At 39.2% G+C, this 12,092-nt stretch carries 12 protein-coding genes and 2 tRNA genes; 6 read left to right on the top strand and 8 right to left on the bottom strand.

The annotated features are described in order from the left end of the window. Positions 1 to 211: 211 nt before the first annotated feature. Positions 212 to 2,092, bottom strand: a complete 1,881-nt coding sequence (locus tag FTV50_RS16210; RefSeq protein ID WP_078193161.1) for a potassium transporter Kup — start codon at positions 2,090 to 2,092, stop codon at positions 212 to 214. Between the two features lie 122 nt (positions 2,093 to 2,214). Here FTV50_RS16210 and FTV50_RS16205 point away from each other — a divergent pair. The 3 genes from FTV50_RS16205 to FTV50_RS16195 all read left to right on the top strand — a co-directional run bounded on the left by FTV50_RS16205 (position 2,215) and on the right by FTV50_RS16195 (position 3,226). Further along, positions 2,215 to 2,305, top strand: a tRNA-Ser gene (locus FTV50_RS16205). Positions 2,306 to 2,733: 428 nt separating this feature from the next. Next, positions 2,734 to 2,961: a hypothetical protein gene (locus FTV50_RS16200; RefSeq protein WP_078190515.1), complete on the top strand. Its 228-nt coding sequence runs from the start codon at positions 2,734 to 2,736 to the stop codon at positions 2,959 to 2,961. 189 nt (positions 2,962 to 3,150) lie between these two features. Continuing rightward, a tRNA-Thr gene (locus tag FTV50_RS16195) sits at positions 3,151 to 3,226 on the top strand. 51 nt (positions 3,227 to 3,277) lie between these two features. Here FTV50_RS16195 and FTV50_RS16190 read toward each other — a convergent pair. The 3 genes from FTV50_RS16190 to FTV50_RS16180 all read right to left on the bottom strand — a co-directional run bounded on the left by FTV50_RS16190 (position 3,278) and on the right by FTV50_RS16180 (position 6,714). Then, positions 3,278 to 4,105, bottom strand: coding sequence for a cyclopropane-fatty-acyl-phospholipid synthase family protein (locus FTV50_RS16190; protein ID WP_180025072.1), 828 nt, complete (start codon positions 4,103 to 4,105; stop codon positions 3,278 to 3,280). A gap of 1 nt (position 4,106) precedes the next feature. Further along, positions 4,107 to 5,405: an FAD-dependent oxidoreductase gene (locus FTV50_RS16185; RefSeq protein WP_180025071.1), complete on the bottom strand. Its 1,299-nt coding sequence runs from the start codon at positions 5,403 to 5,405 to the stop codon at positions 4,107 to 4,109. Positions 5,406 to 5,835: 430 nt separating this feature from the next. Then, entirely contained in the window at positions 5,836 to 6,714 is an 879-nt protein-coding gene (locus FTV50_RS16180; protein ID WP_180025070.1) for a pirin family protein, read from the bottom strand. A 328-nt stretch (positions 6,715 to 7,042) separates the two neighbouring features. Here FTV50_RS16180 and ycaC point away from each other — a divergent pair, with 328 nt between their 5' ends. Both ycaC and FTV50_RS16170 read left to right on the top strand, forming a co-directional pair. After that, complete coding sequence (gene ycaC, locus FTV50_RS16175) at positions 7,043 to 7,669, top strand: isochorismate family cysteine hydrolase YcaC (RefSeq protein ID WP_078193174.1); 627 nt, start codon at positions 7,043 to 7,045, stop codon at positions 7,667 to 7,669. Positions 7,670 to 7,776: 107 nt separating this feature from the next. After that, a complete protein-coding gene (locus tag FTV50_RS16170) occupies positions 7,777 to 8,700 on the top strand; it encodes a LysR substrate-binding domain-containing protein (RefSeq protein ID WP_180025069.1) in 924 nt (307 codons plus the stop codon). Between the two features lie 67 nt (positions 8,701 to 8,767). Here FTV50_RS16170 and ahpC read toward each other — a convergent pair whose 3' ends face one another. The 3 genes from ahpC to FTV50_RS16155 form a co-directional block, all read right to left on the bottom strand. Further along, entirely contained in the window at positions 8,768 to 9,331 is a 564-nt protein-coding gene (ahpC, locus tag FTV50_RS16165) for an alkyl hydroperoxide reductase subunit C (protein WP_078190520.1), read from the bottom strand. 283 nt (positions 9,332 to 9,614) lie between these two features. Beyond that, positions 9,615 to 10,193: a single-stranded DNA-binding protein gene (ssb, locus tag FTV50_RS16160; RefSeq protein ID WP_180025068.1), complete on the bottom strand. Its 579-nt coding sequence runs from the start codon at positions 10,191 to 10,193 to the stop codon at positions 9,615 to 9,617. A 277-nt stretch (positions 10,194 to 10,470) separates the two neighbouring features. After that, the gene (locus FTV50_RS16155; protein ID WP_058870464.1) at positions 10,471 to 10,953 is read right to left on the bottom strand and encodes a hypothetical protein; all 483 of its coding nucleotides are present in this window, start codon (positions 10,951 to 10,953) and stop codon (positions 10,471 to 10,473) included. Between the two features lie 74 nt (positions 10,954 to 11,027). On the opposite strand from FTV50_RS16155, the gene FTV50_RS16150 reads away from it, so the two are divergent. Beyond that, complete coding sequence (locus tag FTV50_RS16150; protein WP_005180668.1) at positions 11,028 to 11,246, top strand: helix-turn-helix domain-containing protein; 219 nt, start codon at positions 11,028 to 11,030, stop codon at positions 11,244 to 11,246. Positions 11,247 to 11,291: 45 nt separating this feature from the next. Here FTV50_RS16150 and FTV50_RS16145 read toward each other — a convergent pair whose 3' ends face one another. Further along, entirely contained in the window at positions 11,292 to 11,933 is a 642-nt protein-coding gene (locus FTV50_RS16145; protein WP_233945494.1) for a M48 family metallopeptidase, read from the bottom strand. Between the last annotated feature and the right edge of the window lie 159 nt (positions 11,934 to 12,092).

The following is a 12,092-nucleotide window of genomic DNA, read 5'->3' as shown; positions in this document are numbered from 1 at the left end:
TTGTTCCATTTTAGAGATTTGTTTAAGATAAGATATAACTCATTGAGATGTGTCATAGTATTCGTCGTTAGAAAACAATTATTGTGACATTATTTCAATGAGTTATCTATTTTTGTCGTGTACAGAGTTATTACAGATAAAAAAAGCCAGAATTGATCTGGCTTTTTCGTGTCTAACTTTTAAATCTATGCCTAAAAGTTCAATCTAAGTCTTAAATTTCAATCTGACTGCCCAACTCAACCACACGGTTGGTTGGAATTTGATAAAAATCGCTGACTGGACTGGTATTTCGCTGCATAGAGATAAACAGCTTTTCTCGCCAAGGTGCCATGCCTTCACCCAAGGTATGAATAATGCGGTCTCGGGAAATAAAGAAACTGATTTGCATTAAATCAAATTCAAAGCCCAATTCACGATACGCATGCTCCAAAGCGGCAGGAATATTCGGCTGATCTTTAAACCCATAAAACATGGTGATTCGATAGAATCGATCATCTAGTTTTTCCGTGATCACCCGCTCATTTTCGGGTACAAATGGCACATCTCGGGTGTTGACCGTAACCATAATATTGCGTTCATGCAGGACTTTATTGTGCTTGATATTATGCAACATGGCATGAGGCACGATCTCAGGCGTTCCTGTCAAGAATACGGCATCACCTGGCACAAACTTAGTTTCACTGCCCATGCTGACACTGCGAATAAACAGATCAATAGGCAAAGCATCTTTACCGAGTCGATTGAGCACCAATGCCCGACCATCTTTCCACGTCATTAAAATCGTAAACAATACCGCACCAATCAGGATTGGAACCCAACCGCCCGCTGCAATTTTTAATGATGTCGATGCAACAAAAATCAAATCAATCAATAAAAATGGCACGGCAAATATTGCCACTTTCCAAACCGGCCAACGCCATAAACCATAAGCCAAAACTGAGATCAAAATCGTACCGCAGAGCATGGTCATGGTCACAGCTACGCCATACGCACTGGCCAAATTCGCACTGTTTTCAAACAGCAAGATCAAGATCAGCACCGAGATAAACAATGCCCAGTTAATAAATGGCAAATAAATCTGACCACGTTCAACTTCAGAGGTATGTTTCACTGTCAAACGCGGCAAATAACGCAATTGAATCGCCTGATTGACCATAGAAAACACCCCTGTGATCACCGCTTGAGAGGCAATCACCGCGGCCGCTGTCGCCAAAGCAATCATTGGATACAGTGCCCATTCTGGGATCAGCATATAGAATGGATTGGCTAGAGCTTCTGGATTACGCAGTAGCAAAGCACCTTGGCCCGCATAGTTCAACAACAAGCACGGCATCACCACAATAAACCATGCCAAGCGGATTGGGAGTCGGCCAAAATGCCCCATATCGGCATAGATTGCCTCACCACCTGTCATCGTCAAGATGACCGCACCCATGGTCAAAAACGCAACATAGGGCTGCTGTACCACAAAATTGAAAGCCCAATGCGGACTGATCATGGTCAACACAAATGGCGTTTGCGAAATACTCCATAATCCAAATCCGCCAATGGATAAAAACCACATGAGCGTCAATGGACCAAAGAATTTACCCATCGTGCCTGTGCCATGGCGTTGCACTAAAAATAGCCCCGCCAAAATACCAATCGATAAAGGTTGCAGCCATTGGTTAAACATCGGCGTCGCAATACTTAAACCTTCAATCGCGGATAACACGGAGATTGCGGGGGTAATGATCCCATCACCAAAGAACAAAGATGCCCCAATAAAGCCAAGGGCAATCAGGTAGATTTTTTTGTTTTCGGCAATTCGTGTGGTCCGTAGATTTAAGGCCAACAGCGACATAATACCGCCCTCGCCATTGTTATCTGCGCGCATAATGATGCTGACGTATTTAAAACTAATCGTCAGCATGATGCACCAGAAAATCAGGGACAGAATACCCAGCACAGACGCTTCGCTAATCGCCAAGTGTGCTGTGAGGAAACATTGGCGCAGCGCATATAACGGGCTCGTCCCAATGTCTCCGAATACTACGCCCAAAGCTGCCAAGGTGATGGCAGGCAATGCGGCTTTTTGTGCAGTACTTTGCATATAATTGTCTTCAATTTAGACAGGATTTTTGCGAATCATAGCACCGCTCAAGATGTTTTTGTCTAATTCAATTGTTTCTCTTGGCAGAATATATTTTTTTCGCTATTATCCACCGCGCAAAAGGTGAAGTGTCCGAGTGGCTGAAGGAGCACGCCTGGAAAGTGTGTAAACGTTTATAGCGTTTCGAGGGTTCGAATCCCTCTTTCACCGCCAGAATAAACTGCAATGCCAAGCAGAATGAAGGTCTAAATTGATAAAATTTAGGCCTTTTTTAATTTTATTGTTCTCAATATTAAATATTCCCCTAATTGATCTTTAAACTTTTTGGCTCAATGACATCACAATATTTGAGTCCTGATTGATGGATTTAATTCACACGTTTTTTTCCTAATGCACGACTTATGGATTTTTTATTGGCAGCAAGAAAGACACGTTTATTTACAAATACAAATTTTATATTCTAAAGACAATTACTTAAGCCTATGCTAAAAATTAATCATCCTCTCAATATAGGCACTATTCAAAAAATTATTCATTAATTTAAACATCATAGAACTGAAACGCGATTGCGGTACTTTTAACTTGATCAACGAAAAACTTAAAAAACACCTTTCATATATCACTGCTATTCCGGAGAGAACATGAATAACAGCCAGAACTATGTTAAGCAGATCAAGAACGCCAAACGTGGTGGCTATACCCCAACCCTTGCCAAAGACATCAATAAACATAAAATTCAAAAAGCACAGCGTCTGATTGACGAATGGCGAAAGCTCGCCAATGAACTCCGCCCCCAAATGCAACTGGAGATGGCATATACACTTGAAGAATGCGCACAGGATCTAGACCAAATTTTAAGAATGAAATAGCACTCAACGTTCATCCATCCTATTTTTTCGCCCACATCTTGTGGGCGAAACATTGCCTAATTTTATTTCTCTGGTTTTAGAGCCAAACATCGGTTGAATGCTGAATAAATCAAACGTATAAATTACATTCGATTTGCTGTTTTTTTAACTTGCACCACTTCAAAAAATCTGTAGAATGCATTCCACAACGCCGGCATAGCTCAGTTGGTAGAGCAACTGACTTGTAATCAGTAGGTCCACAGTTCGAATCCGTGTGCCGGCACCATTTCTTAGCCTCGCTTTTTAGTGAGGCTTTGATGTTTTTAGAGCCGCTCTTTTATGGCTTCCTCGCGCTAATCTGCACATAACGAATCAGCCCGTCTCGATACAACTTTTCGCACAATTTTGCCGTCATCTTGATTTTGAATTGATCCACATGACTCAGGCTCATCTGACTTTTTTGTTCTTGAATATAATCTGCAAAACCCTGAAATACGAATTCGCTGATATCTTCAATCTGGATATTTTCGAAACCTGCCTGTTGCACTTGGTGTTGTAAATTTTGCTTTGAATTTAAATTTTTCAAATTCACATCTGCTGCTTTCAACAGACTTTGATATTTCAGTCGCTGTAATGAATTTAAATTCAAAAACGCATCGGACAACATCAAATAGTGAAAAGCAAAGCGTCCTTTTGAATTCAAAACATTAACAACTGATAAAAGCAATAAATTCAAATCACTATGATACGCAGCATCAATACACAGTACGGCATCCATACAGTTTTGTGGATAAATATTTTTTAAATTCAAAAATGAATCTTGTTGTATTTTGATTTTTGAATTTAAATTTTTTTGGATTTTTTCCACACATTCGGTTTGCAATTCGACTGCGGATAAGTTTTGAATTTGAAAATGTTCCATCCAAAAAACCAAGCTCGCGCCCTGCCCACAACCAAGGTCTAAAACACGATCTGTAGATTTTAATTGAATGGATTCGGCAAGATGGAAAGCGAGTTTTTGACAGGCTGCAGGATAGGATGATTTTGCATCATCCCAATAGCCCAAATTACTCCAAGCAAGTTCCGCATCATCTCCGAGTAGTCGACTGTTAATCGCATATTTATGGCTAGGGATGTGCTGACGAATTGCTTGAAGCCATTTCATGTTAGTAACCGAGTTGAGGGGCAACCTCCACTTTAGGTTTTAAACCCACAAACGGCAATGGTGCACCAAAAATTTCTGCAATGTGCATAGCAGACGTTACCGCAGACTCTAAAATCGGCAGACCGTCACAAGACCATGAGCCACAGAAGAAGACTTTACGCTCAGGCGATAAATGTCGTTGCTGTAACTCTTTATTCAGCGCCACGGTATGAGAATCCACCACTGCGCGTGTCAAACTAACCGAAGAGATCACTTTTTTAGGATCAATCGGTGTCACTGGCTGCCAAGTTTGGAACACTGGAGTTTTACCCACCAAGCTCGGCTCGATTGAGTTCAGCCACACGGTAAATTGCTGACGGGTAAATTTACGATCCATCATATAACTTAGTACAGACCAATCTTTGCGCTTCGGCGGCATCACGGTTTGATCGGTGTGAATCACCAACTGACCTTGCTCAAATTTAAATTTCTTTAAGAGCTCAATATCATCAGCAAACTGGGTTGGATCTAAAAATTCTTCCGTTTTGGTGGTTGGTGTCGCAACAACCACGCGATCGAATAGATGATGTGCTCCGGCCTCAGTTTCCACCAAGACCTTATCGTTTTGCTCGTGCACTTTGGTAATTGCCGTACCACTTTGAATATTTAAACCTTCAATCAGCTTATCAACCAACGCAGGTGTACCACCTTGGATACGCAACAAGGCATCGCCATTGGTCAATTGACGCAAGAAAATCAACAACGGTTTCGCAGGCCATTCCCCAATCGTTTTCGGGTTACAGGTGCAAATGGTATACAACACAGGCATGACCGCACCATGCCAAAATACTTCTTCAATTTCATTTTTATTAATGAACTCGGCAAGCGTGATGTCCTGATTTTTTGATTTAAAAAATCGAGTGATCGCGGCTTTAAGTTGCAACATTCCTTTGACTAAACGCCAGCCATATTGTTGTAAGCCTTTACGATTATTAATAATTGGGAAATTACCAATACGGCTACGACTGGTGGTCAACCACGTTTCTGTACGATCTTCAAATAGCCAACTGCATGCCATATAGGTACGGACTGGGAAAGTTTTAATCCCTAAATGGGTCGCCAAACTTAAGGTATTTTTCCAGAGGTGTGGATTCATCACACGCAAAGGGGCATCGATCAAGCCGCCTTCAAACTCAGTGCTGTGGCTATCCATACCACGACCCGGCAGAGCTTCGAAAATTGTAATGTTATGCCCTGCGTCTTTAAGAATTCTTGCGGTAGCCAGCCCAGCCATGCCACTACCGATGACTGCAATTTCCAATTTTCTTTTCCATCTATAAAACACAGTTTAAAAGTATGACTGATCAGAACTTAAAAATAGCTATTAAAAAATACCAGATTCGCACTTTTTGTATGGATTTCAGTACAGCCGTTTTTAAGTTAAATTTACAAATATTTACAGTCAAAAAGCACACAATTTAAGCTTTGTTTTTTAAACATATTTTTCTTTAAAATTTTAATTACCCTATAAAACCAAACAATTAAATTAACCATTTTTATAACTTTTGGTTTACTTTAAAGCCAAGTCTCGCTAAGATGCGCCACATAAGAAAGTGATAAATTCATCACAATTTATAAAAAGTAAAATGATATTTAAATCATGACAACTATAAATACTACAGCGCTCAATAAAAAAGCCTCTGACTATTCAGAGGCTTTTTTTTCGGCTATTTCAACGACATGATTTTCGCTTAAGCTTCATGCGCCAGTGCAATTTCACCAAATTTTCCGTTATTGAAATCATCAAAGGCTTGAATGATTTCAGCTTTGCTATTCATCACAAATGGTCCATAACCTTGAATCGGCTCATTTAGTGGCTCACCGCTAAGTAACAGAAATTGTGTGTCCTGCAACGCTTGTAGCTGGATGGCGATATCGTCTTTGGCAAACATGACCATCGAACTGTCTTGCACTTTATGGCTTTCATTCACCACAACCTCACCCTTCAAGACCACCAAAATGGTGTTATGCCCTTCAGGTACATGTAAGGTGGTTTCATATTGAGCTCTCAACTCACCATCCCAGACATTCACTGGACTAAAGGTCTGTGCTGGCCCAAGGTGACCACCCATTTCACCGGCAATCACCCGAATATGGCCTGCACCTTCATCCATGTCTATGCGTGGAATATCTTGGCGCGTGATCGCTTGATAACGAGGCTGAGTCATTTTGTCTTTTGCCGGTAAATTCACCCACAATTGAACCATCTCAAAAAGACCACCTGCTTGAGCAAATTCAGGCGAATGAAATTCTTCATGTACCAAACCCGAACCTGCGGTCATCCATTGCACATCGCCCGTTTGAATTGTGCCGCCACCACCACTTGAGTCTTTATGAGTCACTTCACCGCTGTAGGCGATAGTCACGGTTTCAAAACCACGATGTGGATGTGAACCCACGCCATGCTGTGCAGTGGTGGGATCGAACTGATAAGGTGCCGCATAATCCAAAAGCAAAAATGGGCTAATGGCCTGACCTAGACGATCATAGGAGAATAAGCTTTTGACTGGAAAACCATCGCCCACCCAGTGCATTTGCTGATTACGATAAACACCAATTACTTTTTTCATTTCTTAGCTCCTATATTCATACGATAGGATGAACATAGCGCTTATTTTAAGCTTTGAAATACTTACTGACCATCATCCAGATAGCATTCTATATCTCAAATATAGAACAATAATCAGTAATACAATCTAAAATTTACTCAAAAACAAGCATTGATTTGAAAAATATAGGGGTTTAAGTCATATTCAACAATAAATTATCCCAATTTTATGATTGTTTTTCTCATTTAAACCCATTCCGTTATCCCATTTTTATAGCTATGCTAAATCGAGTTAACACGCAGACTTCATCTGATCCTGCGTACTTGCAAACAGGAAAGAGGACAATAAAATGGGCAAACCTTACGTTCGTTTAGACAAAGACAATGCCGCGGTACTTTTAGTTGACCATCAAACAGGTCTACTTTCATTGGTTCGCGATATTGATCCAGATAAATTTAAAAATAATGTGCTTGCACTGGCTGCAGCCGCGAAATATTTTAATCTTCCAACAATTCTCACCACCAGTTTTGAACAAGGTCCAAACGGGCCATTGGTTCCAGAACTCAAAGAAATGTTCCCTGACGCACCTTATATTGCACGACCAGGTCAAATTAATGCTTGGGATAATGAAGATTTTGTGAAAGCAGTCAAAGCAACCGGCAAAAAACAATTGATTATTGCCGGTGTAGTGACTGAGGTTTGTGTGGCATTCCCAACCTTGTCTGCTTTAGAAGAAGACTTTGACGTCTTTGTGGTGACCGATGCTTCAGGTACTTTCAACCATTTAACCCGCGACTCAGCGTGGGAACGTATGACGCAAGCGGGTGCACAGCTCATGACGTGGTTTGGTACCGCGTGTGAATTACACCGTGACTGGCGTAATGATATTGAAGGTTTAGGTGCGCTTTTCGGCAATCATATTCCAGACTACCGTAACTTAATCAACAGCTATACGCAAAATACTGAAAAGAAATAATCCTCCAGTAGTAAAAAGCGGCTTCGAGCCGCTTTTTTTATACCTGATGTATAAATTGACGTATGATAATTGGAATTGAAATAATTTTTCACTGCATAAGGTGATCCATGCATTCATTTGATGACTATTACTACTTTTACTTGGTGGTGAAACATGGCGGTTTTAGCGCTGCAAGTGAAGCATCGAATATTACAAAATCAAAATTAAGCCGACGCATTTTAGATCTTGAAGCCAAATATAATGTCACCCTTATTCAGCGTTCTACCCGACACTTTAAGGTCACGACATTAGGCCAAGAATTGTATGAAGAATGCATAAAAGTGATCGAACAAGTCGAATGTGCGCATCAGGTGCTCTTGAAGCAAAAAAGTGAACTTGAAGGCTTGGTTAAAATTAGCTGTCCACCAGTCATGATGGAACATCAAATTCGCCCCTTGTTAAATCAGTTTTTAAAAGATCATCCCAAAGTTCAGGTCGAACTCGAGCTGTCTAGCCGCCGTGTGGATGTCTTACATGACGACATTGATTTGGCGATTCGCACCAATTTTAGTAAGAATGAAGACTCGAGTATTATTGTACGTGACGTGATTAAAACCGTGCATTGCTTAGTGATTAGTCCTGAACTTTTACAAGGACGCGAGTTAAAGCATATTACCGAATTGACAGAATTTCCGAGTATCGTTTTGGGCACACAGAAAAACCGCTATCAATGGCATTTGCATCATACAGGACAGCAAGAACAGATTGAAATTGCCTTACAGCCTCGGATTAAAAGCAATGACTTAGCCGGTACTTATTATGCAGCACTCGATGGTTTAGGCATTGCAGACTTACCCTATTTAACCGTGCAAGCAGATATTGAGGCAGGTCGTTTAATTCACCTCTTCCCCGAATGGTGCTCAAATGTCGGTACGGTGCAATTGGTATATGCTTCGCGCAAAGGTCAACGCCTAGTCATGGAAAGATTAATTGACTATTTAGTCGATGGAGTTCGTGGCTATGCTCCAGAACATGATGGCTATTTAGTCTAATGATCTAAACCACAAAAAAGCCAGAACTGAGTTCTGGCTTTTTTAAATCTACGGTTGGATCACCAAATTAGATTTTACCCACTAGGTCGATCGATGGTGCAAGCGTCGCTTCACCTTCTTTCCATTTTGCAGGACATACTTCACCTGGGTGTGCATGTACATATTGAGCAGCTTTTACTTTACGCATCAATTCAGAAGCATCACGACCAATACCACCTGCATTGATTTCAACGATTTGGATTTTACCTTCAGGGTCAATTACGAAAGTACCACGGTCAGCAAGACCATCCGCTTCAATTAAAACATCAAAGTTTTTCGCAAGTGTCCAAGTTGGATCGCCAACCATTGGGTATTCGATTTTCTTAATTTCTTCAGAAGAATCGTGCCAAGCTTTATGCGTGAAGTGTGTATCAGTAGATACTGAATAAATTTCTACGCCCATTTTTTTGAATTCAGCATAGTGATCAGCAAGATCGCCTAATTCTGTTGGACATACAAAAGTAAAGTCAGCAGGATAGAAAAACACCACAGACCATTTACCGTAGAAGTCTTTTTCTGAAACTTCAATAAATTGACCGTCTTGGTAAGCGGTAGCGTTAAATGGTTTTACTTCAGTATTAATTAAACTCATTTGATATTCCTCTAACTCATTTCAGGGATTGCTTATCTGTTGAAGCTAGAATACGACTTATCAAATCATAGGTAAAACCGAACTTTTTTATAAAAACTATCGGATTTTTAGATTTATTATTTATATTAATATTAGATTTTAATCGACGCTACCAATCAATAATCTATTCGCTCAATGCTGAACACAGTACTGGCAAACATTTAGATACACATAAAAAAACCCTCAAGATTGAGGGCTTTTTTTGATGATGATCTACCGTTTTAAACGCTGTGTTTAAGGTTCATTAAAACGGTAAGTCGTCATCTAAATCTGCTGCTGCAGGAGCCGGTGTCGGTGCAGGCTGTTGTTTTGGCGCAAAACCACCTGGGTTGTTATTGCCATAGCTATTGCCTTGAGCCGGTTGGTTATTGCCATAACCGCCTTGGTTTGAGCTATTACCGTAGCCACCTTGGTTTTGGTTATTGTTATAACCACCTTGTTGATTATTAAAACGAGGCTGACCAAAATCACCGCCTTGACCTTGTTCGCCTTGTTGGCGATTATTGTCAAGCATTTGCATTTGTTCACCACGAATTTCAGTCGTGTAACGCTCTTGACCGCCTTGATCTGTCCACTGACGAGTACGTAATGAACCTTCAATATAAACTTTAGAACCTTTGCGCAAATATTGCTGTGCAATTTCACCTAAGCGGTTATGTAACACAATACGGTGCCATTCTGTTTGCTCTTTACGTTCACCTGTATTTTTATCTGTCCATGAATCACTCGTTGCAATTGAGAACTGAGTGAGAGAACCACCATTTGGGAAAGTTTTTGTTTCAGGGTCACGACCCAAAGTACCAACTAAAATGACATTGCTCATATTAGTTTTACTATAAGTTGCAGTATCCATATGTTTTTTTTAAAAAAATTGAATATTTTACAAATAATACTATAACAAAAAAAATTGCTTCTATCTATACTAAATTCAACCTATCTTTTTTATAAATTAAGGTGTTGATCATCTGTATAAGTTCATTCGAATTACTATTCTGCAATACTTATTTTATATACAGTTGAATTAGGATCAGATGTAAAGATATTATTGTTCTTGATTATTCAGACGCAGCTCTATTGAAATTTATAAGACTAGCCTGCTCCTATTGAGCTTCTAATAAATTCCTCAAAGCTTTTAACTCATAGCTTAAAAGGTGAATTTCTGATTCTTTTTGATCTATAAATCGATTAATCAGTTCAGAGCACTTAGGAAATTTTATAAGATACTTTTTATATATGCTTAACTCCTGAAATAAATCTGATATATTCTCATTTACACGTGTATATTCCATCGAAAGACAATTCTCAACCTCTAAAGATTTCAATTGGCTAATTAAATCGCAAATATCTTTTTTTGAATAATTAGATGAATATTTGTACGTACAATTACTAGTATCCATAAATATCAAGTTTTGACTTACTAACTCCCTAAAAATAATATAGATTTTTGAATAAAATCTTTTAGGCTCATATTCAGGAGAATATTTTATAAATTCTGCTCGAATGTTTTTAAACTCAGAGTTAAAGAATGTTTGATTTGATAAAAAGTCTAGAAAACTAAACTTAAGTTGATGATTTATATTCATATCTAAACACCATCTCCAAAACCTAAAATATCCCATTTTGGGATATTTAAAAGAATAGTACAACATGTCGAGCTATGAGCTCAATACATGATCCTCGCTATAAACAGCTAATTGATAAACTTATTCGAATACGTGAGTTAAAAGAAGTTACTCAGGTAGAGCTTGCCTCACGCTTAAAAAAGCCACAGTCATATGTAGCAAAAATAGAGAATTTGGATCGAAGAATCGATATTCTTGAATTAATGGATTGGCTAGAGTGCTTAAATTCTAATATTTATGAGTTCCTTAAATAAATTAGAGAACCTTTCTTAACTCTTGTCGAAAAACAAAAATCTTAATCAATTTATTAACTTATTCGCCATCATATCTAATTGATTTTTTATTTTCGACCAATCAGGCATAACTTGATTCAATAGTTGGTAGAAACGCTCACTATGATTATATTCAACCAAATGACAAAGTTCATGCAAAATAACATAATCAATGCAAATTGTAGGTGCTTTAACTAGATGAGGGTTGAGCGTAAGCACACCTGATGGAGAACAGTTTCCCCACTGTATACGCATGGTCACTAAACGGATTTCAGGCTTGTCTCCAACCCATAAGGCTTGTTCTAGAATACGTTGCAAACGTATTTCAAATATGACTTTTGCTCGAGATCTATACCATTCCTTTAAATGAGATTGAATACTTTCAAGATTGGCATCTAAGGCATTCACTTCTAATTTACCCCTCAGAAGTTTTACACCTTGTGGCTTGGTATCATCATGAATCACTTTCAATTGATACTGTTTACCCAAATAAAAGTGGCTTTCACCACTTTTATATTGGCGAGGCGTGATAAATTTACTTTGTTCACGAAACCCTCTTAATTGCTTATAGATCCAACGACTACGCTGCTTGACCGCATCAATAATTGTTTTATCATCTGCATTTAACGGTGCCGATACAACTACCCGACAATCAGCATAGACTTTAATCAGTATCTTTTCAGTACGGCTAGGACTTTCAAGGGCACTGTTGCAAATAGAGATTTGAGTCGATGATGTTCCCTTTAAAAAGTACTTAGAGACCGAAAACCCTGTTGATTAGACACACTTCACCCTGAGGCTGACCATAATAAAATGACGATGCTTGTC

Origin of the sequence: Acinetobacter sp. YH1901134 (assembly GCF_013416965.1) — a bacterium.
Lineage (GTDB): Bacteria > Pseudomonadota > Gammaproteobacteria > Pseudomonadales > Moraxellaceae > Acinetobacter > Acinetobacter amyesii.
The sequence above is the reverse complement of the archived record's forward strand: the minus strand, read 5'-3'. Positions and strand labels throughout refer to the sequence as shown.